Here is a 26,095-nt window from a genome sequence, read left to right as displayed (position 1 = left end):
ATGACCGCAATGCAAGACCAAAGCCTGATCGGCGACGGCCAGTTCGAACAAGCCTTGAAACGGGTAGTGTTCGAGCCCGGCATGCTGCTTGGGGTCGAAGCCACCAGCAGCGAACAGGATTACCACCGCCGGCGGCTGGTGCGGCATCAATATTGGCTGCACGGTTACGGTACCTTGTCCGGACTGGTGGTGAGCCTGGAGGCCGAAGAAGCGGAAAATGCCGATCAGCATATTCAGACCAAACTGATGGTGTCGCCGGGCATCGGTATCGATGGCCTGGGCCGCGAGGTCAGTTCGCACGAAGCCTATTGCATCAACCTGAAAGACTGGCTGGAAGCGCACTGCGATAAAAACCGCATCTGGCAGGCGGCCAACGGCGGTTTCGACGGCGGCGATAACAGTTTGTGGCTGAAAGTGGTGTTTCGTTACCAGGAACAGCCCAGCGCGCTGCAACCGGTCATGGCAACCAAGCTCAATGCCGGTACCGATCCGGTGCGGCCCAGCCGCCTGAAGGATTGCATTCTGCTGGACCTGATTGCGGAAAAACCCCTGATAGACGACCCGGTATTTGCGCCCTGGGGGCCGCCGGCCTATCTGGAGCCCTTGCGGGCTGGTCACCTGCATGGCCGGGCTCCCGAAGATCCGGCCGCCGCGCTGAATCCGGAGGAACAAACCTATTTGACCGCTCACGCCGATAACGGCGGCCTGTTGAATTTGAACGCCGCCATGCTGCATGCCCTGGGTGCCGGTAAGAACCCCCTGGACATGCTGACCAAGGAAACCTTGGCCGCCCAAACCTTGCTGGCTCGCATCCGCATTCAACTGGATGCGGACCGTAAAGTCGTCAGCAACCCGGGCAGGATACAAATCAATAATCTGCTCAGGCCCTTCGTGACCACCCCCGAGCAATTGATCAGCCTGCACCGTTCCTTAACCCCGTAAAGTCAGGAGAGCGACATGAGCCACAGCCTGGGATTTCAGCCTTTCTCCGTTCCGGAACTCGGCGAGGGAGGCCTGCGCATAAGCAGTCTCGACCCGTTTCTGTCCCGCAGCAACTACTTCGACGGCCGCTTGTTGAAAGCCGCCGACCTGACCCGCGACCAGCAATATCTGGACGAGCGCCTGCGGCAAACCGGCCGGGTGTTGGGCAGCGGGGTAGTGAAGGGTTTGCGGGCCGAATTGAGCGCTGCGCAAAAAATCACGGTCAGCGCCGGTTTGGCCATCGCTGCTTCGGGCAGGGTGCTGGAAGCGGTCAACGGTTTGACTATCGATTTGACCGAGCGGGCCGACATCGCCGTCATCAATCAGCCGCCACTACGCTATTTCAATCGCGGCTTGTATGCCTTGATCTTGCAATACACCGAAAAAGGCGTCGGTATCGCCGAAACCTATCCGGAAGACATCGGCCAAAAAACCCAGCCGCGCATCAACAGTTACGAAGAAGGCGTGGAACTGGCTCTGCTGCCGTTGCGGGAGAATTATCCGTCCGGCGGCGCATTGAGCAGCCGGGCGGCCTTGGCGGCCAAATTCCTGCCGCAATTGCAGCCCTTGCCGGAAATTCCGGACGACGCGGTCGCGCTGGGCTTGCTGGCCATCGACAAAAACATCGGCCAATGGCTGGACCGCTCGCTGCTGTACCGGCCCGCCGGCATTCAGTTGCAAGACAACGTCCCGCAGCAATTGCTGGCCGCCCATTACGAGGAACTGCTGGCCGAGGTATTGAGCGCGCGCAATTGGTCGTCCTTGCCGGCGGCCTTCGCTGCCGGGCAGTTTTTTCAATGGTTGCCGCCGGTCGGCTCCCTGCCCAAACAGGCCGTGGATCCGGAAGCGGCGCTGCAGCGCTATTTTCCGGAAAGCTTCAAGGTCAGCATCGTGCCGGTACGCAAGGAAGATTTGCCGGTGCTGGAAGCCGAAGCCATGCTGGAACAAGCGATCGATCTGAGCCGGGACACGGATGTTGAGATCATGATACTGGCGCCGTTGGCGGATGCCGATTTCAATTTTTACGCCCGCCGCCTGGAAGCGCCGACCGCAACAGCGGCCGAGGAACCCTTCGCCTTGTCCGCCCGCTTGTTGCCCGGCTTGCTGCCCTTGAATCTGACCGCGCGGCCCTTGCGGCGACCGCCGGCCGATACCGCCCAGCCCAATTATTGGCGCAACGTCTGGGAGCGGGTGGCCGACGGTCAATTGCGTTATCTGCGGCGTCCGGCCCGCATTGCCGAAAATCATGTCAGCACCGTGGTACTGGCGCGCGGCTTTCAGTTGCCGGAAGCCTTGCCGCCGGACAGCAGCGAGCTGGAACAACTCAACCAGCGCCTGTTACAGGCCGAACAGGCCAGGGACAGCTTCCAGACTCAACTGCAGACCAGCCGGCAACAATTGAAATCGGCCCAGCAGGAATACGCCCGTCTCAAGGTCGAGTACGATGCATTGCTGAACAGCGGCGGGCAAACCGGCGACGGTTTGGCGGCCCGCATCGAGGCTCGCGGTCTGCGCGACGGCAACGCCATTGAGGCGGCGCGAAAATATCTGGACAACATCGCCAATCAACCCAAACTACGAGAGTTGACCGGCCGGGTGCTGGCTTTGCTGGACAGCGTCTACGACCGGGCCTTCTGGCCGAGTTTGTTGCAAAGCCTGGAAGCCGGTTCCTTGGAAAAACTGTTGCTGAACCTGTTGGAAACCCTGCAAGCCGACAAACCGGCCCATGAATACATCGTCAATGCCGGCCCCGATCTAGGCCTGAAAGACGATACCCTGCAGGTTTGGAAACTTAGCGCGGAATTTTTGGGGAGGTGAGCCATGACCAATCGCAGCATACGTTTACACCAAGCCGCGCCCGGCAACGGCTTGGCCGCCGATCCCTTGCAACAGCAGGGCCGGCTGCGCCTGAATCTGTTTGCCGGCCGAAGCATGGGCGAGCGCGAGTTCGACATCCTGCAAAGCTATACCGAGCAGCGTCTGGCGCCCTTGCTGTGCGGGCACGCGCCGGGCATTATCCACGGTTTCGAAGTGGCCGCCGGCGTAGTGCCCTTGGAGGACAGCGAAACCAGCGACTGGCTTTTTCGGGTGCGTCCGGGACTGGCGGTGGGCGGCGACGGTAAAATCGTCAACATGATATTTCCGCTGGATCAATATTGGCGGACGCAACAAACCGAGTATCTGGACAAGCGCGGCCGGCAGCTGAATCCTATCGGCGCGGTACACGGCATTTATTTTTTATGCGTGATACGCGAACTGGAAGCGGTGGATAAAAGCGGTCAGTTCGCTGCTTGCGCGCGCGACGAGCTGGATTTGCTGCGCGACGCCCGCATCGAAACCGTCACCCGCTTGACGCTGCAACCGGTTTGGGAAGCCAACGAGGCGGTGGCGGCGGCCAAGGCCGACCGCGACTTGACCGTCAACCGCCTGCTGGCCGAACACCTGGACAGCGACTGGTTTGCAGCCGACGGCGCGGTGCCGATAGGTATGTTGGCGGTGGAAAACGACCAGGTGCTGTGGTTCGATGCGGTGGCCGGGCGCTTTCCGGCCAAGGCCAAGGCCAACTACTGGACCTTTTTGTCGCATGCCACTCAGACCATCCAACAGCATTTCGACGGCTGGCAATTGGCGGACGCCGCCGCCCGCCAAACGCTGATCGACAGTTTTAAATTGGCTTATCTGCCGGCCGCCGGCGTGTTGCCGACCTTGTTTCTGGAAGACGTGGCCGGCTTGCCCAAAACACATTGGTTTCCGCCGCATTTGCAGGTGGAGATGGCGCCAATCGCGGAAAGCCAGGTACAAGGTCTGGTGGCCCGCGAACTGCCGCGCATGTCCATAGACCTGGAAAACGTCGGCGGCGACCGCATCCGCTTGCTGTTGGCGGTGCCCGACGCCGATTACCGCGCCGATCTGCTGGATTTGCCGTTGCCGGATTGGCAAATGCAGCAGGATTTGTACCGTTACGCACAAAAGGCGCACGACAGCTGGAAAGACTGGGTGGTGCAGTACGACGCCTTGTTCAACAATCTTCGGCCGGCGGATTTTCAAACCAGCGAAGGCAAACGCCTGTTCGGCGGCGTGCCGGACAAGATCGATACCGAAGCCGAGGGCCAGCCTATCACGCCCGAGCTGTTTTTCAGCCGCTTGATAGCTTCCAGCCGCGATTGGCAAACCGCCGCCAACGGCATCAATCCCCAGTTGCCGGCGCCTTACACCGAGACCGTTCCGCCGCCGCCCGCCGGCGAAACCTTCGATTGGAGCGCTCCGCCCGCCAGCGAGGCCGACGGCCTGCTGAAACAGTATCTGGATGCCAGTCTGCAAATCGAACGCACCGAGCAATTGATAGACGATTTGGCCGAATTGCTGGCGCTGTATGCCGACATGCAGCGCAGCCAGCGCCAGCAAATCGACCACGTCAGCCTGTCTTTTTCCCGTCTGGCGGGCGGCCTGCCCGGCGACGGCAGCGGTTTGGCGGTGGCGCGCTGGCTGCCGGATATCAAGTTCGCCAGCAAAACCCCACCCGCGTGATCAGGCAGAGAGGAAAACGTCATGACCAACAAAGTCTCGTTTAACCAGGAAGCGGTCAAGCAGGCGGCCGGCGTACAGCTACAGCCCATGCTGGCCGTGCAAGGCCAGCCGCTGGCGGTCAGCCAGGAATTGCAGTTGCAGGGCAATCTGTTTCAGACTCAGCTGGCCTTGAATAACGAGGTCATGCTCAGCAGCAATCTGCTGAAATACGATTTGACCTATAAGCCGCCCACCAAGGAAGTGTTTAGCGCGCCGCAAGCGGATCAACAGGCGTCCATCGCCCATATCGACAGCTTGTTCAGCGTGCTGGAACGCTTCAACCTGAGCTTGAAAACCCTGCAGGACGACCTGGGGCGGGAGGATGCCGACAGCAATGCCAGCCTGCGGGCCAAAACCCAGGCGTTTTTACAGAAGTATCGGGACGATGCGGATGTCGCGCCGTTGTTCAAGGACGAGATGCGGGAGGGCCAATTGAAAAGTTACCGGGACATTTTTGCCGCCCGTAACGAAGATATCCGCGCCTTGACCGATGATGCGTCCAAACTGTTCCATAGCGGGCGGCTGCTGCTGAAGGAAACCCAAGTGGTGGGCAATCTGCAGGGCCGCCTGCTGCTGCTGCAACGCACGGTTTTGAAGCGCTTGCTGAATTTACGCGACGACAAGCAGCGGCTGGCGTCCGAGATTACGCAAGCTCGCGGCCATCTGGATGCCTTGAATCGCACCCGCCTGGAAGATGCCGGCGATTATGCGCTGGCGCAGCGGCTGGTCAGCGAGGACTGGCGGCGGGTGGAAACCGATTTTCAAAAACGCCGGGCGATTCTGGAAAATTACAGCGGCCTGTATTACGTCAGAGTGCGGGAAACCGCCGCCGGCAGACTGTTGCCGGATGCCCGCCCCCTGCGCGGCCAATCCGCCGGCGATCCGGTGCCGGGCTGTTCGGATATCGATACGGAGCTGCCGGACGACTTGGCGCCGTTCATGGATACGCTGCTGGATATTCCGCTGGCCGACTGGCGTGTTTTACAAAACGATGCTCATCTGCTGCCCGGCCGCGCGCGGCAAACCCAGTTGCTGGATATACGCCGGCAGCGCCTGAGCGGTAAAGTCAACCGCACTCAGTCGGTCGGCAATCGCCTGAGCGGATTATTGCAGGTCAATACCCAGCTGTTGACGGTGTTTGCCGGCAAGAGCCCGCCGCAATCGGCATCGTTGCTGCAACAATTCGGCGGCGCGCACGCGTTATTGTCGCTGGAAGACATCCTGACCGGTTCTCCCGCTCTGTTGAGCGGCAAGGCCCAGGCCTTGCAAACGCAGCTGACGCGGGCCGCCGGCTGTCTGTTGCGGGAATTGGCCGGCGTGCGGCCGTCAATACGTTTCCGTTGGGCGCAATTGGCGGAAGACAGGCAGTTGCCGATAGAGCAACCCGAACGTTGGCCCAATCTGGCCGAAGTCGAAAGCGCCGATTTCAGCCGGGTGCGCACCCTGGTGGAACTGGTGCACTGGTTTTACCGCCAGTTGGCCGAAACCGCCGGCGACCACAGCCGCGCCGCCGTCACCCATCTGCTGGGCGCCTGCGTTTTGATAGCCGCGTCGGACGATCCCGAGCAGATATTGCACGGCAATTTAAAAACCCTGCCCGGCATTTTTCGGCCCGGCGAATTGCTGCGCTTGAATCTGAACCGGGTGGCCGCGCCGGGTCAGACTTTGCAATTGTTGGATGCGCAGCGCCAGGTGGTGGGCGTGCTGCGGGTGGACGATCACGACCAAAACGGTACCGTGGCCACGCTGATGCAGGTCTACCAACCGATAGCGGCGCGGGAAGGTTTGAGCGTCAGCGGCAAGCTGGCCATGGGCAGGATCGTCCCCCGATGAACGCGATTCATATCGATAGACTGCATTTCAAGGGCCGCGAAAGCCAGCGCCGGCTGCTGGCGGACGATCTGGAGCGGGCGGCCTGGCCGCATTTGCGGGACAGGGAGTATCTGTTTATCCGGCGCTTGCAAGCGCTGACATCGGCCGGCCGGCTGGCTTACAGTTTGGCCGAACAGGCGCGGGAACTGCGGCGGACCGCCGTGTCGGGCTGGCGAGACGATGCGGACCGCTGGTGGGCCGTGTATTTTGCCGATGATGCCGAGTTGCTGGCCTGCTTGAGCCGCGATTTGCTGCAAAACCGATACCGCTGGTATTGGCGGCAATGGGCAGGCCTGTTCGAAATGCCGATGGCGGACGGCTTGAGCAACTGCTGGCGGCAACATCGCTACCTGATTCCGGCCCTGATTACGCATTTGGCGCGGCGCGAGCAATTGCGCCGGTTTTGCCGGCAACTAAGCGAAACCCAGGCGCGGGCCTTGTGCGAAGCGGTCTTTCCGTCATGGCCCGAACTGCAACGATTGGCAGCGGCGGCCGGCGGCGATGCCCATCCCGTCGACTTGCCGCCGGCTTGGTTTGCGCCCTGGCAAACGGCCTTGGCCGGCGCGCGGTGGCCCGCCGGCGTGCTGGAATTGGCCGCCTTGCTGGTAGTACGCCAATGGCAACCCTTGAAACAGCGGGCGGCTGAATTAGCGCCGCCCTATCTCGGCGTTTTACGGCAACTGCAAGCTGTCTCGGCCGGTCCGGCGATAAACCTTGAGTCCGATATTCATGAAACCGGCGACGACCGATCCCGCGTCGAGGCCTTGCAGCTGGCCGCCGAATCGCAAGCTGTTATAGATAATGCGCCGGCAAACCGAGGTCAGCCGCCAACGGCAGTCCCGGCCATTCAGGCTCCGGCGGTATCGGCCGGCGAACAGGCGGCCGGCATGCGGGCCGGGAGCGGCCCGGCGGTTTTACCCGTTGCGGCGCGAGCCGTAGTTGCAAGCATGGCCGATCCGACCGGAACGGCCGCGCCAGCCGCAAACCAGCCGGAGCCGTTGGCGAACGCGGTTTGGGTTGCGCCAAACCGGCTGTTCACCCAACAGGGCGGAATGTTTTATCTGCTGAACTTTCTGAATCTGCCCCAGGTACTGGAAGCCTTGCTGTCCGAGCCCGCGACCCGCGATTATCCCTCGGCCTGGGGTTGGCTGTGGCAACTGGCGCTTGCCATGGAATGGGATGTCGAGCCCGAACTGGAAAATTTGTTTGCCTATTTCTGCGGCTACGCCGAGCCGGCCCGGTTACGGCAATTGCCGGCCATGCCGCAAATCCAGGATTTGTTGCAATGGGGCAGGCAACGTTACGGCGCGGCTCTGTTCCGGCGGGATATCCTAGCCGTGCCGGCCTTGCTGGAGGCGGACGCCAGCCATGTCGATGTGTTTTATGCGCTGGACAGCGTGAATCTGGACCTGAGGCGGGTGGGTTTGGATATCGATCCGGGTTGGCTGCCGTGGCTGGGCAAGGTGGTCAAATTTCACTATGGCGGCTTGCCGCTGATCTGAGAGGCTCCGATGACGCAAACCATGCCGCCACGAATGATGATAAAGGCCGGGCAGGAATTGGCGGAAAATCTGGTGTTGACGGCACTGGCCATGTTCGCCGACCTGCGGATGCCGCAGACGCCGGAATTGGTGCGGGAATTGAACGTCACCCAACAACTGCAACGCATCTTGCAACAGCCTGATCGCAGTTGGCTGGAATTGGTGGAGAGTCTGGACACCTGTCTGCCCCATCTGTCCGGTAACTTGGGCCGGGTGGCGCGCGATTTCAGCCTGAATGCCGCCGATTTTTTTCTGCTGAGTTTGTGCGGGGTGGTGGAAAGCCATCATCAGGCCGCCTTGCTGATCGAATTATTGCAGCAGCCGCAACAACCCCGGCCGGAGCTGCATCTGATTTCCGCGCTATGCCTGACGCTATTCGGGCGCGATTACACGGCGGTGGATTTATTTCAACATGTGCTGCTGAAACAGGGATTTTTGCAATTGGAAGGGGACGGGCCCTTGCCCTTGCAACGTCTGAAAATGGCGCCGCAACTTTGGCAGTTGCTGAACGGCAAAGCCATGCAATGGAGCGGCTGCCGGCCCTTGGCCATGCCGAAGACCCTGCTGTTGGCGCCCGAAATGCTGCAAAGCAGCGAGCATTTGGCGCGCTTGCTGGCGCAACAACGCATTGGCGGCGTGCTGCTGCGCGGCGAACAGCAAAACTGTCTGCTTCTGGCCGGTCGCCTGGCGCAAAACCTGGGCTTGCGAGCCGTTGTTATCGATGCCGTCGCTTATCGGGATAGGCAACTGGGTTTGTTGGCGCGCTACGGCCACTGGCTGCCGATACTCAAGCCGCAACTCGGGCCGGGCGAACGTCTGACGCTGCCGGAGGCGTTGCGGGATGTGCCCGTGGTGGTGATCCTGGGCCGCGACGGCAGCGTCGACGCGGCGGATGTCGCCGAGCTGGCGGTCGGCGCGCTGGCGCATCCGCACAGGCAAGCCCTATGGTTGAGCGTGTTGCCCGGTTTCGATAGCGCCGCTATCGCCGAAACCGCCCAGCTGTCCGCTCCGGACATTGTCGCCGTCGCGGAACAGGCACAACTCGCGGCGCTGCAAAATCGGGAAACCTTGCAAGACAAACATCTGCTGCAGGCCCGCTTTTCGCAAAGCGCCGACCATCTGCGCCTGCTGGCCCAGCCGGTGGAGCGGCGGGTGGATGCCGATATGCTGATTTTGCCGGATGCCTTGAGTCAGCAGCTGCGGCATTTGACTGCGCGCTGCCGGCGCCGCGAATCCATGAGCTGTGGTCTGGGGCCCACTTTCGATGCCATGGAAAACCCGGGGGTGCGGGCCTTGTTCATCGGCGAGAGCGGCACCGGCAAAACCCTGGCGGCCAGCTATCTGGCCACCAGCCTGTCGGCGCCCTTGTATCGGCTGGACTTGGCCGCCGTGATGAACAAGTACATCGGCGAAACCGAGAAAAACCTCAGTCTGATGCTGGACCGGGCCGCCGACCACGACGTGGTGCTGTTGCTTGACGAGGCAGACGCATTGTTCGGTAAACGCAGCGACGGCGGCGAGGTCGGCGAACGTTTCGCCAATATGCTGACCAATTTTCTGTTGACCCGCATAGAGCAGCATCCCGGCATCATCATTCTGACCAGCAACAGTCAGGCCCGCATCGATAAGGCCTTCATGCGGCGGCTGGACGCGGTGCTGGAGTTTCCGTTGCCGGATGTCGAACAGCGGCGCCGGCTGTGGCACAGCCACTTCGGCGCCCGCGGCCCGGGCGAGGATTTTGTGCAACTGTTGGCGCAACATTGCGAGTTGCCGGGCGGTTACATTCGCAATGCCGTGCTGAACGCGGCGGTTCTTGACGGGGATATCCTGGGCAGGGCCGCCGTGTTACAGGCTCTGGCCTGGGAATACCAAAAGCTGGGCCGGCAATTGCCGCCGCAACTGGAACGGTTCAGGAGGGCATGATGGAACACGCGCCGCGTGTAAAACGCAAACCGCAAGCGCTGCACAAAGCCGCCAATCCCGCGCCGGATCAAAAGCCGCTGGCAAGGGCGGCGGACAAAACGGTGCCCGGTTATATGCAAGCCAAAATGAAAGTCAGCCAGCCCGGCGATGCCCACGAACAACAGGCCGATCAGGTTGCCGAACGGGTCGCTCGCGCCGCCAAGCCGCCAGCTTTCGCCGAACGGGACAGCCTGCAAAGGGCGACGCTGCGGCCCGGCCAGGATGTGGGCGACCCGCAACAAAGCTTGTCGCTCAAACCGGCGGCCGGGGACAAAACGCCCGACCCGGCGTTGCGGCGAAAACCCGCCGCCACGCCGATAGCAAGCGCCGATGAGGCACTTGACCAAAAACCGGCCGGTGACCAGCCGCAAGCCGCTGAGGTGAGCGAACAAATCGACCCGAGCACCGAACAACGCATCAACGACCTGCGCGGCCAGGGCCAGCCGCTGGCGGAGAATGCCGCAAACGACATGCGGCAAGAGCTGCAAGCGGATTTATCCGCCGTGCGCATCCATACCGGTGCTGAAGCGGCGGACTTGGCGGCCGCCGTGAATGCGCGGGCTTTTACGGTCGGCAACGACATCTTTTTCGCCGACGGCGAGTATGCGCCGGACAGCGCGGAGGGACGCAAATTGTTGGCCCACGAGTTGACCCACGTCGCGCAGCAGGGTGGCGGCATGGGGCGGTTGATGCGGGAGCCGGCAAAAGCCAAGCCGAAATCCACCGCGGCGATGCAAGGCAAGGGCAAAGCCAAGCTGGATGGCGATACACTGCTTATAGAAGGGTTGGCCTTGCCCGACAAGCCGGGATTAAAAGATACTTTCGGAGACACCGTTACTATTGAAAAAGGCAAACGCATCAGTCCCAGACCGGACAATCAAAGACAGGTTTGGATGTCGGAAGTGAAGGCTCCGGACGCCAACAAAGTAACGGCGAAAGCGGCAAGGAAACCCGAACAACCCGGTGTGGAAAGTTCAGTCTATGCACTTAAGGCAAAAGGCACGGAAGGTGGATATTTGATCGGCGGCATTCAGGACATGGTGCCGCAATTGAAGATACCCTGGTGGGATGAAAACGGCGCATTGAATAATTTCGATGTCGATCATATCCGCGAGATTCAACTGGGCGGCACGAATAGCAGCGCCAATATGCGCTTGCTGGATGCGTCGGTTAACCGGAGCGCCGGATCCCGCATCGATAAGGCACTGGAGGCGAGGGTACGTAATGCTTTGCCTATCGAGGCTCCCGAGAATGGCGAAACACCGGCAATACTTGGCAAGGAGTTGCCGAAGCCTTCCTCGGCGGCCAACACCGGTACGGCGAATGCCGCCGCCGGAGCAGCCGGCGATGGCAGTGGCGCTGGAAAAGCGCCAAGTCCGGTAAAAACGGCCATCGATGAGATATTCAATGCATACAACGTCAAATTTACCGGCGTTTCCTACAATGTGCCGATGAAGGGAAATCCGGCCATCAAGTGGGACAAGCAGGATATTGAGGACGGCAGCACGTTAAAGGGATTGGAGGCTCCCAAGGGCAAGGAATTGGATAAAATTTTTGACGATAAAACGCTTAAAATTTTCCCGCGCCCCGGCGGCGGCGTGATGTTTGTCAGTCCGTTGAACCCGGATGGAACATTCAGCAATACCGGGTCGTGGGGTAAGCGGCTGGAAGTGGTGGGCGGGCATTTCGATAGGGACCAGAATTCCGGCGAGATCAATGTAAACGTCAATACCCGGGGAGGTAAGAAAGCCGTGCCCGGCGCCTTAAAATTGCAAGGAAATCCCTCCGCTCCGTTACTGGCTTCCGTGGTGCCGGCATCCATCCTGCCCAACTTCAAATTCGGTTTCAATCATTCCTTGCTCAGTCCCATAACACTGGATTCCGCTGAAATGGATGCCGGCGGCGATTTGGCCGGCGGTGGCAGGCTTAAGGTCGACGGTATTCCGTTACTGGCCGACGCACGGATCGATTTGCGGATTGTCGGCGGTGAAATTATCTTGAGCCGGACGTTTTCGACCGAGGAAATCTCCGTCAAGGGGCCGATACAGATCGATGAAAGTTCATTGAGCTTGAGTATCGGCACGGGCAGCGGGATAGAGATCGGCGGTGCCATTGACTTTCATATCGGTGAACTGGCCACGGGCTCATTGACGGGAACCGGCCGGGCGGACGGTTTTAACTTGGGCGCGGATTTACAGTTCGAAAAAGACCTGTTCAGCGGTAGCGGCAGCATGAATTACGACACAGCCAAAGGCTTCAAGGCCGCCGGTAATCTCAATTTGAAACCGGGCGCGCTGAAGGGCGTCAAAAAAGCCGGTTTTAAACTGGCTTACGACGACCAGAAAAAAGCCATCGATTTTAGCGGCGATGCGGAACTGTCGGTACCCGGCTTCAAGGGCGCCAGCCTATCCGCGCAAGCCGACGAGGCCGGTAACATCAGTCTCGGCGGCGAGGCGGTATTGTCGGACAGCATTCCGCGCATCAAGGCCGGCAAATTGAATGTCAACGCCGCCCGTAAGGGGGAGGCCTGGACACTGGGCGGCGGCGGCGAACTGGAGCCTGATCTGAGCGGTCTGGATGCCAGCGCCAAAATCAAGCTGGATTACCAGGACGGGGTGTTGACCGGTAAGGTCAAAGCCAACTACAAACGCGGCATGCTGGCCGGTAATGTGGATTTAAACGCCAAGGCCCTGTTGGGCGAGGGCGGCGGCGAGGCCGAACCGTTAACGGTTTGGGGGAGCGGCACGGTGGATGTCAAGGCGGCGCCCTGGCTCAAGGCCACGGTGGGTTTGACGCTGGACGAGCAAGGCGAAATCACGGTATCGGGCGAATTGGGCCTGCCCAGCTCTCTGGAAGTGTTTCCGCGCAAGGAAATCGATAAGCGCCTGTTCGGGGTGGCCACCCAGATTCCCATCATACCCGGCGTTGTCGCCGAAGTAGGGGGAAATCTGGGCGCCAAGGCGGGCATCGGTCCTGGCGCCTTGACACAACTGAAAATCGGCCTGACCTATAATCCGGATCATGAGGAAGATACCAAAATCACCGGTAGCGCGGCGCTGAAAGTACCCGCCGATGCCGGTTTACGTTTGGCGGCGCGCGCCGGTATCGGCCTCGGAATCACCGGCGCCAGTGCGACCGGCGGTCTGGAAATCGGTGGGACGCTGGGCGTGACCGGCGCGGCGGAAGCGGCGGTCGATATCGATTGGACGCCCACCAAGGGTTTGGCATTGAAGGCCGATCTGGCCGTGCATGCGCAGCCCAGCTTTACCTTCGACGTTTCAGGCTACGTAGCCGTGACGGCATTGGGCGCCAGTTTGTACGAGCAACGCTGGGAATTGGCCTCCTATCAGTTCGGTTCGGATTATCGTTTCGGCATCAGTTTGCCGGTACGCTATACGGAAGGTCAGGCCTTCGATATTTCGCTGGACGACGTAAAATTCGAGGTGCCGGATATTTCTCCGAGCGATATCGTTCACGGTTTGCTTTCCAAGATAGTCTGATGGATGAACATAACAGTCGTTTGATCGAGCTGATTGCCCAGGGGGCGCAACTGCATTTGCAGGGTAAGTTATCCAAGGCCGCCGATTGTTATCGGCAAGCCTTGGAAATCGATGCCGACAACGCCACCAGTCATAACAACCTGGGATTTTTGCTGGCGCAGCAACGGCATTGGAAAGAGGCTTTGCAGCACCTGCAACTGGCCGTGGAACTGGCGCCGAAAAATGCCAATTTTCTCGGCAACCTGGGCCAGGTGCTGGCGATGACCGGCTCGGTGCAGGACGGCCTGGACCTATTGCTCAAGGCCGCCAATCTGGATCCTGGCAATGCCCAGGTTTGGGATAATCTGGGTCGCCTGCGCTTGAACATGGGCGATATCGTCGGCGCGGAAAATGCTTGGCGGCAAGCCTATCGCAACGCCCAATACGATGCCCGCGTCATCACCTCGCTGGCCGGCGCCATCGCCATGCAAAACCGCCACCCGGAAGCCATCGATTGGTATCGGCAAGCGCTGGAAATCAATCCCGGTTATGCCGATGCCTGGGCTCAGTTGGGCGTCAGCCTGTTCCTGCGCCAGGATTACGGCTCCGCCCGGGAATGCCTGCAAAAGGCGCTGTCGCTGGACGCCGCCAATTACAGCGCCTTGCGGCATTTGGGCTATGTTCATATGAGCCTGGGAGATATTCCGGCAGCGCTGGACTGCTTTAAAACCTTGCTGAACTTTTATCCCGATGCGGGCAGCGCGCGGTTGGATTTGGCCGTGCTGTTGTTGGCGCAAGATCAAAATCCGGCCGCTTTGGAGCATATGCAGTTTCTGTATCGTAACGACAGCCACAACGACAGAGTGGTGTTTTATTACGGTCTGAGCCTGTATCAAACCGGCGACAAACCACGGGCGTTTGAAGTTTGGCGGGCATTGGAGCAATCCGATTCGCCGTATCGGCTGAAGATTGCCGAGTTTGCCGGGGATTGAGCGGGGCTGTTGGTTTGGCTGTTAGTGTCTATCGTTAGCTGGAATCGTTGCAACCCATTCGGGAAAGACCAGCCGGGTCATCGCTTGCCGACCATCTGCCCCAATTTGACCAAGGCCTGATTGACCCGCTCGTCCCAATCCACCGCGCAATTCAGGCGGATGAAATTGCGGTATTTTTGCGTCGCCGAGAACATCGGGCCGGGCGCGATGCTGATACCTTGCTGCAACGCCCGCCGGCTCAGCGCCGTCGCATCGACAGTTTCCGGCAGTTCCACCCAGATCACGAAGCCGCCCTCCGGCTGGGTAACGCGGGTGCCGGGCGGAAAATAAGCGCCGATGGCCGCCGTCATTCGCTCCACCGCTTGCCGGTATTGGTTGCGCGCCTGGCGCAGATGGCGTTCGTAGCCGCCCTTGGCCAGCATTTCCGCAATCGTCAATTGCGCGTGGGTCGGCGTCGCCAGATTACCGACGTATTTCAGATATTCGGTTTGTTCCAAGTGCGGCCCGGCCACCAGCCAACCCACCCGGAAACCGGGACACAGCGATTTGGAAAACGACGAGCAATACAGCACCCGGCCCTCGCTGTCCCAGCTTTTCGCCATCGACGGCCGTTGCGGGCCGAAACCCAGGTCGCCGTAGATGTCGTCTTCGATCAGCGCGATCCGGTGGCGGTTGACCAACGCCACCAGCGCGCGCTTGCGTTCGTCGCTCATGCAATAGCCCAAGGGATTGCTGTAGTTGGGCACCGCGATACAAGCCTTGATCGGCCATTGCTCGCAGGCCAGTTGCAGCGCGTCCAGCGCGATGCCGTCGCGCGGATGGGTCGGGATTTCGATCGCGCGCAACGACAACGATTCGATGACTTGCAGCAGTCCGTAAAAGGTCGGCGATTCGACCGCGACGATGTCGCCCGGCCGGGTAACCGCTTTTAAAGCCAGCGTCATCGCTTCCTGGCAGCCGTTGGTGATCAGAATGTCGTTGGCATTGACCGGACAACCCTGTTCCGACATGCGGCGGGCGATTTGCCGGCGCAATTCCGGTGCGCCCGGCGGAAACTCGTAATTGGCAATGCGTTGGCTGTAACGGCGGGCCACGTTGGCCGACAGTTGAGCCATTTTTTGCGTCGGCAAAAACGAGGCCGTCGGCACCGCCGCGCCCAATTGCACGATTTTCGGATCGTTGGCGGCCTTGACCAGACGCAACACCCATTCCTGACCCGTCACCAGCGTCGGTTCGCGCGGGGGCGCCGAAATCGCCGGTTCCTGTAGCGGACTGCGCGGCCGCGGTCTGACGTAATAACCCGAGCGCTGTCTGGCTTCGAGATGGCCTTGATCCTCCAAAAGCCGCAATGCGCTGACCGCCGTCGCGGTGCTGACCTGATGTTGCTGGCTGAGCTGACGCACGCTGGGCAGGCGTTCTCCCGGCCGATACAGATTCTGCGAGATGGCGGTGAGCAAATGTTCGGCGAGGTTTTCGTAGCGTAGGGTCATGGCAGCGAGCAATACAGTTTCGGTGTTTGACTATCGATACAATTTATCAGCAGTCAAAATTGTATCGATATAATTTACAGAATTTGCATCTGTATAGATCGCCGCATCATAGTCTAAAGTAGCGTCTCCAATCAAACAGGGCAAGACGATGAAATCCACTTCACTATGTTGGCTGAACGGCCGATTGCTACCCACCGAACAAGCGCTTATTCCGGTCAACGACCACGGCCTTCTCTACGGCGACGGCGTGTTCGAGGGCATACGCTTTTACCGGCGCCGGGCTTTTCGGCTGCAACGGCACTTACAGCGACTGCAGTTGTCTGCGCGGGCGATTGCGCTGGAAATACCACTCTCCAGCGACGAATTAACGGCGGTCATTGAACGGCTAATTGATGCCTTTGCCGACGACGACGGCTATATCCGGCTGATGGTGACACGCGGTGCCGGAGCGCTGGGCTTGAATCCCAAAAGTTGTTCGCAGCCCAATGTCATCGCCATCGCCGACCAATTGACGATGATAGACATCGGTCAACAGGCCGGGGCGCGGCTGATCGTATCGTCGGTGCGCCGCTTGCCGGCCGACGGCCTGGATCCGCGCATCAAAAGCCTGAATTATTTGAACCACATTCTGGCCAAAATCGAAGCCAACCATGCCGGCGCCGACGAAGCGCTACTGCTCAACGCCCAAGGCCGGGTGGCCGAAGGCAGCGCCGACAATGTGTTCATCGTCCGCAACGGCCGCTTGCTAACGCCGCCATGTAGCGAAGGTGCGTTGGAAGGTATCACCCGTGAATTGGTGCTACAGTTGGCGCGGGATAACGGCATCGAAACCAGCGAACAGCCGTTGGGCGTGTACGACCTGTACGCCGCCGACGAATGTTTCTTGACCGGCACCGGTGCAGAACTGATTCCGGTCGCCAGTATCGACTGCCGAGCAGTGCCTTGTTGCCCAGGGCCGGTGTTCCAAGGCTTGCAACAGGCCTTTCGGCGGACCATAGACCAAGAGTGCGGAGGCGAGAGATGAATTTATTGGAAAATTTGCAGTTGCAGGCGCGTTACAGCCAGTGGGTCAACCAGCGTTTGTACGTCGCCTGCGCCAGCTTGACGGACGACGAACGTAAACGAGATCGCGGCGTATTTTTTCATTCCATCCACGGCACCTGGAACCATTTGCTGCTGGGCGACCGCGTCTGGCTGGCCCGCTTGCAATGTCAACCGCTGCCATACCAACGCTTGGATTTGGAACTTTACGCCGATTTCGCCGAACTACGGGCGGCGCAAACCGATTGCGACCAGGCTTTGCTGGATTGGATTCAAGGCTTGCAAACCGACGATTTACAATGGCGCATCGCCTTTCGCAGCTTGTCCACCGGGCAGGACAAGGATTTGAGTGTCGCGACCATGTTGACCACCTTGTTGATCCATAAAACCCACCATCGCGGCCAAATCACCGCGTTGCTGAGCCAATGCGGTTGCGACTACGGCGCCATCGATTTTATCTGCGCGCCGTTTGTCGACTAATCTTGTATTTTTGTAACTATTCAGCGCGAAGCACAAAACCCCTCTCCTGTTGGAGAGGGTAGGGTGAGGAGAAATAGAACAATGCATTTTGCCTCTAAGCCTCCTCACCCCGGCCCTCTCCAGCGGGAGAGGGAGTAAACCGCCAGCATTTTTAACTCTCTTAGGATCATTTCCAATGACTGACTCAGCCGTCCCCATTGCCGCCGTAGCGGATCAAGTGCCGCCGCGGGCAAGAAAATCCCTGTATCCGCAAGCCATTTTGGACTTGCATGGCGACCGGCTGCAAGGCCGGGAAAAACGGGCGCTGGGCGATTTGTTCGGCTTGCAAAACTTCGGCGTCAATCTGACCAAGCTAGAGCCCGGCGCGATTTCCGCGTTGCGCCACGCGCATAGCCAGCAGGACGAGTTTATCTACATCTTGCAAGGTTGTCCTACCCTGTACACCGACGCCGGCCCCACGCCCTTGTCGCCCGGCATGTGCGCCGGCTTTAAAGCCGGCAGCGGCGATGCCCATCGGCTGGTCAACGAATCGGAGAGTGACGTCGTCTATCTGGAAATCGGCGACCGCAGCGCGGGTGACCAAGTCGTCTACCCGGACGACGACTTGCAAGCGGCGTTTGTCGATAACAGCTTTCGGTTTTCCCACAAGGATGGGACGCCGTATTGAGGGCTTTGAACTTTATCGCCGCCAATGCGGACGCGTGTGAACGTAAAACCCGAATCGCGTAGAATGGCGCAACTACGGGACAGTGGTGGTTGGTGATTGAGTAAATCCAACCGAGCCGCTAACAAGATTTGATTTGCATGGACAACAAGTGGCAAATAAGCTGTCCTTTAAAATGTGCGATTTGCCCGAAAGGGCATAAAAGCATGCGAAATCGCACGTTTCGAAGTCAACATTCCTCCGATTACGCTACCGCTAATCGGAGCTACGCAAGCTGGGTTGAATGATAATGAAACCCAGCCGAAAACTGATAAGTTTCATAAAACATTTTGAATACGAAGGAGTTGGGTTATTTCAAAGCATTCGCTGGGTTTCGCGTTGCTTTACCCAGCCTACGGCCCTTTATCTTTTTTAATATGTATAACTGAGTCCTATGGGAACCTATAAAGTAAATATGCAATTTGAAGCTGAAGTTAGATGGATTGCTGAGGCTGTTTGGGGATTAGAATCCGGCTCGTGTCAGCCAAGTCATTATCCAAATGATCCTGTTGTACGTGAACTTGACGGCATCGCAAGGCTAAGGGACGTTACTCATCTCATTATGGTAACAACGAGCACTAAACTTGAGAAGGCGAAGAGTGATACAAAAAAGTTGAATGCCGCAGAAACCATCGAGCGTAAAACAGCATTAGCAGTTTCCAAGTGGCTAATTACATCTAAGCAACTTGATGCTGAACATATCGAACATGCCAGAAAAAGTAATGTAACTGTTTTAACTCTTGAGCAGTTTAAACAACGTTTTTTTGACGGTAGATCGTATCTGTCAAAGCGAGAAGTTGCTTCATTCGGCTCTGCTCGAAATCCATCAGATAACTCAATCACAATAAGCGATGACGCCTATGCTACTTTGCCAATGGTGATTGTCGAATCTGTAATGGTTAATGGAAAAAAAAGAAGTCATATTGAGGAGCGACATACTCCTACTGATATAAAAGAGGTATGTCACCTAATCGAAGAAGGCTACGTTGTAATATTGGTTGCACCATTTGGTGCAGGCAAGAGCTTAACAACTAGAGAGATATTCAGAATTATCGCGTCAAAATATCGAACTTCCGATCATTCATTAGTACCGATTTGCTTAAACCTACGTGAACATTGGGGGCAAGAATACTTCGATGAGATACTTGAGCGTCATGCCAGATCCATTGGTTTTACTCCGAAGGAAGATTTAGTTATTGCTTGGCGAGCGGGTGTCGCTTGTTTGTTGTTGGATGGTTTTGATGAAGTGGCCTCTCAAGCCATTGTAAGGAAGGATGATATTAATTTCATGAAAGAAGGAAGACGAATGGCACTAACAGGGGTTAGGGATTTTTTGACAAAACTACCTACAGGGTTAGGCGCATTAATATGCGGTAGAGATCATTATTTTGACAACATGTCGGAATTAAAACATGCATTGGGAATTACGGGAGATAATTATAAATTAGTTAGATTGGATGAGTTTACAGAAGATGGCGCAAATTTATTTTTAAATAAGAATGGAATTGAACACCCTTTGCCAGACTGGCTGCCACGAAAACCTTTGATTCTTTCATACTTAATCCAAAATAATCTTTTGAATGAAATACTTGATATAGATTCTTCAGAAGGATATGGGTATGCGTGGGACGCATTTATTTCAAAAATTGCTCATCGAGAATCAGATCTGGAGCGATCGGTAATGGATGCTCAAGTTTTAAGGTGCGTAATGGAGCGGCTTGCTTTTTTTGTTAGATCTCTTCCATCTGGAAATGGGCCAATTACTGGGAATGACTTAGCAACTACTTATAACATTGAGACGGAGCAATCTGCTGGTGAAGGTGTATTGGCTCAATTGCAGAGACTGCCAGGGTTAACTCAGCGTGACCAAGAAGCGGGTTCCAGATCATTTGTGGATCAGGATATGTTAGCCGCATTACAAGGTGGAGCCCTTGCACGAGTTATTTGGGGACAATACTCAAATATAGGGCCCGCACCTCTATCAGCAATTTCATCCAAGTCCGTAAGTATGGCGTCATATTTACTAAGGCGAAATGGTGCTACAAGCTCTACTCCTTTTTCAATCGTTGAACGGTTATCTAATGAAGCAAAAACGCCTGCTAATTTGCAACTCATTGCAGATTGCTTTGCTGTTTCTGCAGAAATGGCAAAGGAGGAAGAGCATGTTTTAGATTGTTACGGAGTAGTTATTGAATCAGCTTTATTTCAAAGGCTAGATTTAGAAGATTGTAACTTTCGTAAAGTTACCTTCTTAAACTGCCTGATTGACGAAGTGTCAGTTGGGGCACTAAGCGTTGATTTTGATATTACTTTTCGAAACTGCATCATTAACAGAATTGGAGGCGTTGCAAATGAAATGGGGTTGCCAGAAAAGTTATTTGAGAAGTCGTGTGAGGTGGTTGAATTTGATAATATGGGTACTACCAGTGCTGTCCTCCAATCGGATTTAGAGCCACAGGTAAAAGCGTTATTGACGATACTTAGAAAACTTTATCGTCAATCCGGCGCTGGGCGTAAAATTCTGGCATTCAGTCGAGGGATAACTAAAAATGATGTAGCGGACTATATTCCACCGGTATTAAACCTTATGGAAAAACATGGATTTGTAAGAATCTTTAATCAAATTGTGCATCCAGTCAGAAAGAATACAAATCGTGTTGAGCAAATACTAAATGCACCGTCAGTTAGCAAAGACGAATTGTTGTTAGCAGTCAAATTGCTTTAGCATGTTTGGGCCGTAGGATATGCCGAACAGCGTGAAGCGCATCGTTCGCGATTGGTGCGCTGCGTAAACTCACCGCACCTACATTCGCTTATGGTTGGGTTGTTGCCATCAGATTTTTCTTTTCGTCTGGTCTACTAGGGTTAACGTTTTGCCAATTTCACCGCCTCAGCCTCCAGCAAGACCATCGCCACATGGGCTTTGCCATCCGCGCTTAAAGGCACTTGATCCAGATAACTCGAACAAACCGCTTCGATAAACGATTCTCTAAGGTCTTCCGGAAGCCGTTGTGTGTAAGGCAGCCAGGTGGTTCGAATCCAGCTCGCCAGACCATCCCGTCCGTCATGGGGCATATCCTTGGCGACGAGTTCGAGCCGTTTGACGGTAAAGCCGGTGGATTCCAGCATCACCCGGTATTCATCGACCGCTGGAAAGGTATACGGAAACTCGAAATCGATAAAATACCGCGACCATGGCTCCGAGTCCTTGACCCGGTCAATCGCAACCCGTATGCCGGCGGCATCGCCTTTGCCGCCCATGCGCAGCAGGATTTTGCCGCCGGTTTTCAAGCTGCGGTATAAACCGTCGATCACCGGTTGATGCTGCTTGACCCAGTGCAATACAGCGTTGGAGAAAACCACGTCAAAACACTCGGTAAAGCTCAAATTCCCGGCATCCATGACCCGGAACGACAGGTTGGGATGTTGCTGGTCCGGGTATCGGCCTTGGGCCAGCGCTATCATCGCTGCCGAGTTATCGATGCCGACCACCGTGCCTCGGTCGACGATTTGGGCGATTTCCGCCGTGACTTTGCCGTCGCCGCAGCCCAAGTCCAGTACGGTTTCGTGGCCGCTTAGCTGCAACAGTGCTATCAGTTCTTTAGCCCATTGCTGTTGGGCTTGCGAGTTTTGGGCATATTTCTGGGCGTTCCAGCGGTAAGTATTCAAGGTTGTCTCCTGTTGCTTTTGGTAGGGTTTGCGGCTGCTTTATTAACCAATGTCGTTTAGTTAAGCTAAATCTTCATCCGCTCCCCTCTTTGAAAAAGAGGGGCTGGGGGAGATTTGTTCGAATAAATCCCCCTCGATCCCCCTTTTTCAAAGGGGGAAGACGCTTAACTTAACGGCATTGCTTTATTAACCCAGCCCTTTAATGCCGTTCGCCGTGAGCTCGCCGAAGGGCGCTCCCCATCTGGCTTCGACACGCTCAGACCGAACAGAGCAGCCGTCATAAATAGGGTTGGGTTAATGAATAAGCCGTTTTCAAGCGCGGCGTTGCCAGCCGCTAGCGTCGGCTAAGCGATTGCAGCCGCTGATCAGCGCCTTGATCGATGCGCTGACGATGTTGCCGTCCATGCCGACGCCATAGGCGGTTTGGCCGTTCGCAGCCGTGAGTTCGACAAAGGCGCAGGCCTGGGCATCGCCGCCACTGCCGACCGAGCGTTCCTCGTAACTGTTCACCGTGAACTGGCCGAATGAACGTAAAGCCAGGACGGCCGCGGCTATCGGGCCGTTACCCACGCCGGTTAAAGCGTGCGGTTCTCCGTTCCATTCGATTTCCAGTTGTATGCCTTGGCCTTGCGCATGCTCGAACAATTGATGGCCGAGGTAACGCAACGGCTTTGCCACATCAAGGTAAGTCTGGGCAAATAACTGCCATAACTGTTCCGCGCCGATTTCGCCGCCCTGGCGGTCGGCATGGCCTTGCACCACTTGCGAAAACTCCACCTGCAAACGGCGCGGCAACACGACGCCGTAATGACTTGCCAATAAATGGGCGATACCGCCCTTGCCGGACTGGCTGTTGATGCGGATCACCGCGTCGTAACCACGGCCGACATCAGCCGGATCGAACGGCAGATAGGGCACATTCCAGACGCTATCAGGCTGCCGCGCGGCAAAGCCTTTCTTGATGGCGTCTTGGTGCGATCCGGAAAACGCGGTGAACACCAACTCGCCGGCATAGGGTTGGCGCGGCGGCACTGTCAAACCGGTACACGCCTCGAAGTCGCGCACCACTGCGTTGATGTCGGAAAAATCCAAGCCCGGCGCCACCCCCTGGGTATACAGATTCAACGCCAGGGTCACTAAATCCACGTTACCGGTACGTTCGCCGTTGCCGAACAAGCAACCCTCGACGCGCTCGGCGCCGGCCATCAACGCCAGTTCGGCGGCGGCTACCGCCGTGCCGCGGTCGTTGTGCGGATGTACACTGAGAATGACGCTGTCGCGGCGGGCGATATGGCGATGCATCCATTCGATCTGGTCGGCGTAGACGTTCGGCGTCGCCGTTTCCACCGACGACGGCAAATTCAAGATGATCTTATTGTCCGGCGTCGCGCCCCAGGCGGCGCTGACCGCATCGCACACCTCCACGGCAAAATCCGGTTCGGTGGCGGTGAAGGTTTCCAGGCTGTATTGCAAGCGCCATTGGGTGTCCGGCTGGTCGGCGGTCAATTGTTTGACCAGCCGCACCGCATCGACGGCCATTGCCAATACTTCGTCCCGGCTCATGCCCAATACCAGGTCCCGAAACGCTGGGGAGGTCGCGTTGACGATATGGACGATGGCCGAATGTGCGCCGTATACGGCTTCTACAGTGCGGCACAACAACGGCTCGCGGGCGTGGCTGAGCACTTCGATGGTCACGTCGTCGGGTATCAAGGCCTCGTCTATCAAGCGGCGCACGAAATTGAAATCGGTTTGCGAGGCCGACGGAAACGCCACTTCGATTTCCTTGAAACCAATGCCGCACAAGGTGCGGAACAGGCGCAGTTTGCGTTCGGCGTTCATCGGTTCGAACAAGGCTTGGTTGCCGTCGCGCAAATCGGTGCTCATCCAGATCGGCGGTTTTTCGATAGTGCGATTGGGCCATTGCCGGTCGGCAAGCGCAATCGGCGGGAATGGGCGGTATTTGCGGGAAGGGTCGGTCAACATGGCTAGCTGCTCTCGGTAAATGGGGTGCCGATAAGATAAGCCAAACCGTCCGCTAGGCGATTGCGTTTATGCCATCTAAAATGCCAATCATTGATAGAATATTGCCAATGTATATAGAAATACGTTGTTAAATTGTTTTGCTATGAGAATAAGGGATATTTTATGGAACTGGATAGATACGACATTCAAATCTTGAACATCCTGCAAGCCGACGGCCGTATCAGCAACCAGGAACTGGCCGACCGCATCGGCCTGTCGCCGTCGCCTTGCCTGCGGCGGGTGCGGGCGTTGGAGGAGGGCGGCCTGATCGTCGGCTACCGGGCGCTACTGGACGCCAAAGCCTTGGGTCTGACACTGATGGCCTTGATCCATATTTCGATGGACCAACACACACCAGAACGTTTCAGCGCCTTCGAGGCGGCCATTGCCGGGATTCCGGAAGTGATGGAATGCCTGCTGATCACCGGCCAGGCCGCCGACTACCAGCTCAAGGTGGCGGTCAAGGACTTGGACGCCTACCAGGAATTGCTGCTGAAACGCATCACCGGCATTGCGGGTGTCAGTGGGGTGCATTCCAGTTTCGTGTTGCGGCGGGTGGTGGATAAGACGGCGTTACCGCTTGGGGTATGAGCGATTCCAATCCTGTCCGCTGCCGTTTGGGTGAGCTGCTTTGAAATTACACTCCTTTCACGCGGCTATTCGGTTTGCCGATTTTACGTAATCTTGGCTATCGGTGTCGGTTGCGGCATTAGACTTGCCGGCTTCTTTATCCAGCCAACGGTCATACTGCTCGCGGGTTTCGGAGGTACTCAATACGTCGTATGCTTCCCGCAGCTGTATGGCAATCAATACCGATTCATCCTCTCTGCCAGTGAAATTTTCCGGATGATTTAGTTGCATCAAGGCTTTAAACGCAGCTTGAATTACCGCGGTGGGTGCGTCGCGAGTTACTTTTAATGTGTCGTAATAAGTTTGATTTTTCTGCATGAATTGCCCCTGGTAATAAATATTGATTTAGGCGGCGAATGCGAAACTACAGTTGCGGCACTAAAACGGAAGCTGCGAAGCAATGCCGGTGCCATGCGGGAAATCAATCTTACGAAACAAATTCTTACAGAAATATAACCAAGGGGGGATGGGGGACGGGTTGAGCATCCAGCTGACATTCTTGTCATGGATTGACAGGAGGGCAGTAGAGATGCCGTCTTTGCGTAATGGGTTTTACTTCGGCGAAAAGCGGCGATGTTCTAGGACAGTGATTGGGAGTGCCGGGCAAATACCGGCGCTCCCTGATTGAAAATGATGTTAAAGAAAGAAGAAGACTTGCTTGGCGAAAGCCACCTTGACGATATAAAACAGGCAAAACAATGCAGCGGCAAAGGCTATCCAGCGTTTTTCGCCTTGTTCGCGCATGGTCATCAGGCCCAGTCCGATGAAGACAAACATCAAGATTAATTTGGCCACAATCCAGGCGTAGCTATTGGCCAGCCAGTCGCCCTGAAAAACCAAGCCTATGCCGCTTAACAGTAACAGGCCGGCCAAGATGTGCGGCGACAACTTGATCCATCTTCGTTGTAGCATTTCCGGTTGATATTGGGCCATGGCAACCCGGCCGATAAAGCCGATGGCAGCAAGGGCGACAAATAAAAGATGTATATGTTTAAGCATGATAATAGGCAGATTGGATGGTTGGTGTTGTGAATACTCTACGCCGAATGGCACTATCCATGCAAAACCAATCTTATTCCCGCTGCCATGCGCAATAATCGTGCATCCCTAAATCCGCAAGCCGTGGCGGTGAATGATCTCTGGAGAAGGATTCGTTGCTGTCTGGATGGCGTGCTAAGTGGCTTGAAACACTAACCGGAAGATGTGAAGGCCCGGGCGGGTCATCGGGCAAAAAAATAGCCGCAACCCTGAACGTATCAGGATTGCGGCTAACTTTTCATCAAATTAGATGGTGGTTACTTCTTCGGCTTGCGGGCCTTTAGGGCCGCGGCCCAGTTTGAATTGAACGTGTTGGCCTTCGTCCAGGGTTTTGTAGCCATTACCGGCGGACAGGATGTTTCTGAAATGTACGAAAACATCGGGGCCTTGTTTTTGTTCAATAAAGCCAAAGCCTTTGTCAGCGTTAAACCATTTAACGATACCGGTAGTCATTGCAGTAGACATGAAAAGAGTCCTATATAGAGTGTAATTGAGCCTTTAGTAAAGGCGGATATAGCTGGTAAATGCGGGAATTACGAAATGAAAAACAGGACGAAAAAACTACTGAAGAGACTTCGAATCGGTAAACACTGGTAACACTTAATTTCTAGCTGGGGCCATTCTA

The 26,095-nt window shown here is 56.7% G+C and carries 19 protein-coding genes; 13 read left to right on the top strand and 6 right to left on the bottom strand.

From position 1 onward, the window contains the following. From NP590_RS06310 to NP590_RS06275, 8 genes are read left to right on the top strand one after another with little or no spacing between them, the layout of a single operon-like run. On the top strand, positions 1–942 hold the full coding sequence (locus NP590_RS06310) for a hypothetical protein (protein WP_256601444.1): 942 nt from the start codon (positions 1–3) through the stop codon (positions 940–942). A 15-nt stretch (positions 943–957) separates the two neighbouring features. Continuing rightward, complete coding sequence (locus NP590_RS06305) at positions 958–2,799, top strand: hypothetical protein (RefSeq protein WP_256601443.1); 1,842 nt, start codon at positions 958–960, stop codon at positions 2,797–2,799. Between the two features lie 3 nt (positions 2,800–2,802). Beyond that, a complete protein-coding gene (locus tag NP590_RS06300) occupies positions 2,803–4,509 on the top strand; it encodes a hypothetical protein (RefSeq protein ID WP_256601442.1) in 1,707 nt (568 codons plus the stop codon). A gap of 21 nt (positions 4,510–4,530) precedes the next feature. After that, on the top strand, positions 4,531–6,381 hold the full coding sequence (locus tag NP590_RS06295) for a hypothetical protein (protein WP_256601441.1): 1,851 nt from the start codon (positions 4,531–4,533) through the stop codon (positions 6,379–6,381). After that, positions 6,378–7,922 carry a hypothetical protein gene (locus NP590_RS06290; protein WP_256601440.1) on the top strand — a complete coding sequence of 515 codons (1,545 nt, stop codon included), beginning with the start codon at positions 6,378–6,380 and terminating at the stop codon, positions 7,920–7,922. The genes NP590_RS06295 and NP590_RS06290 overlap by 4 nt, the downstream gene beginning before the upstream one ends. A gap of 9 nt (positions 7,923–7,931) precedes the next feature. After that, a complete protein-coding gene (locus tag NP590_RS06285; protein ID WP_256601439.1) occupies positions 7,932–9,884 on the top strand; it encodes an ATP-binding protein in 1,953 nt (650 codons plus the stop codon). Beyond that, positions 9,884–13,423, top strand: coding sequence for an eCIS core domain-containing protein (locus NP590_RS06280; RefSeq protein WP_256601438.1), 3,540 nt, complete (start codon positions 9,884–9,886; stop codon positions 13,421–13,423). The genes NP590_RS06285 and NP590_RS06280 overlap by 1 nt, the downstream gene beginning before the upstream one ends. Continuing rightward, a complete protein-coding gene (locus NP590_RS06275; protein WP_256601437.1) occupies positions 13,423–14,394 on the top strand; it encodes a tetratricopeptide repeat protein in 972 nt (323 codons plus the stop codon). Before NP590_RS06280 ends, NP590_RS06275 begins: the two co-directional genes overlap by 1 nt. 77 nt (positions 14,395–14,471) lie before the next feature. Here the strand turns inward: NP590_RS06275 and NP590_RS06270 are convergent, their stop codons facing one another. Beyond that, positions 14,472–15,884, bottom strand: coding sequence for an aminotransferase-like domain-containing protein (locus NP590_RS06270; RefSeq protein ID WP_256601436.1), 1,413 nt, complete (start codon positions 15,882–15,884; stop codon positions 14,472–14,474). A gap of 148 nt (positions 15,885–16,032) precedes the next feature. Here NP590_RS06270 and ilvE point away from each other — a divergent pair, with 148 nt between their 5' ends. The 4 genes from ilvE to NP590_RS06250 all read left to right on the top strand — a co-directional run bounded on the left by ilvE (position 16,033) and on the right by NP590_RS06250 (position 20,833). Continuing rightward, complete coding sequence (gene ilvE / locus NP590_RS06265) at positions 16,033–16,908, top strand: branched-chain-amino-acid transaminase (protein WP_256601435.1); 876 nt, start codon at positions 16,033–16,035, stop codon at positions 16,906–16,908. Continuing rightward, entirely contained in the window at positions 16,905–17,405 is a 501-nt protein-coding gene (locus NP590_RS06260; RefSeq protein WP_256601434.1) for a DinB family protein, read from the top strand. Before ilvE ends, NP590_RS06260 begins: the two co-directional genes overlap by 4 nt. Before the next feature lie 175 nt (positions 17,406–17,580). Next, positions 17,581–18,072 (top strand): cupin domain-containing protein, encoded by a 492-nt coding sequence (locus tag NP590_RS06255; RefSeq protein ID WP_256601433.1) that lies wholly within the window; start codon positions 17,581–17,583, stop codon positions 18,070–18,072. Between the two features lie 430 nt (positions 18,073–18,502). Further along, positions 18,503–20,833 (top strand): NACHT domain-containing protein, encoded by a 2,331-nt coding sequence (locus tag NP590_RS06250; RefSeq protein WP_256601432.1) that lies wholly within the window; start codon positions 18,503–18,505, stop codon positions 20,831–20,833. A 140-nt stretch (positions 20,834–20,973) separates the two neighbouring features. On the opposite strand, the gene NP590_RS06245 is transcribed toward NP590_RS06250, so the two are convergent. Beyond that, on the bottom strand, positions 20,974–21,777 hold the full coding sequence (locus NP590_RS06245; protein ID WP_256601429.1) for a class I SAM-dependent methyltransferase: 804 nt from the start codon (positions 21,775–21,777) through the stop codon (positions 20,974–20,976). 312 nt (positions 21,778–22,089) lie between these two features. Next, a complete protein-coding gene (gene leuA / locus NP590_RS06240) occupies positions 22,090–23,763 on the bottom strand; it encodes a 2-isopropylmalate synthase (protein WP_256601428.1) in 1,674 nt (557 codons plus the stop codon). A gap of 162 nt (positions 23,764–23,925) precedes the next feature. Between leuA and NP590_RS06235 the strand changes: the two genes are divergently transcribed. Continuing rightward, positions 23,926–24,393 carry an Lrp/AsnC family transcriptional regulator gene (locus NP590_RS06235; protein WP_256601427.1) on the top strand — a complete coding sequence of 156 codons (468 nt, stop codon included), beginning with the start codon at positions 23,926–23,928 and terminating at the stop codon, positions 24,391–24,393. A 57-nt stretch (positions 24,394–24,450) separates the two neighbouring features. Here the strand turns inward: NP590_RS06235 and NP590_RS06230 are convergent, their stop codons facing one another. The 3 genes from NP590_RS06230 to NP590_RS06220 form a co-directional block, all read right to left on the bottom strand. Then, positions 24,451–24,750, bottom strand: a complete 300-nt coding sequence (locus NP590_RS06230) for a J domain-containing protein (protein ID WP_256601425.1) — start codon at positions 24,748–24,750, stop codon at positions 24,451–24,453. A gap of 318 nt (positions 24,751–25,068) precedes the next feature. Beyond that, positions 25,069–25,431, bottom strand: coding sequence for a SirB2 family protein (locus tag NP590_RS06225; protein WP_256601424.1), 363 nt, complete (start codon positions 25,429–25,431; stop codon positions 25,069–25,071). Positions 25,432–25,716: 285 nt separating this feature from the next. Then, complete coding sequence (locus NP590_RS06220; protein WP_305888619.1) at positions 25,717–25,935, bottom strand: cold-shock protein; 219 nt, start codon at positions 25,933–25,935, stop codon at positions 25,717–25,719. Between the last annotated feature and the right edge of the window lie 160 nt (positions 25,936–26,095).

Origin of the sequence: Methylomonas subterranea, assembly GCF_024505185.1 — a bacterium.
Taxonomy (GTDB): Bacteria; Pseudomonadota; Gammaproteobacteria; order Methylococcales; family Methylomonadaceae; genus Methylomonas; species Methylomonas subterranea.
The sequence above is the reverse complement of the archived record's forward strand: the minus strand, read 5'-3'. Positions and strand labels throughout refer to the sequence as shown.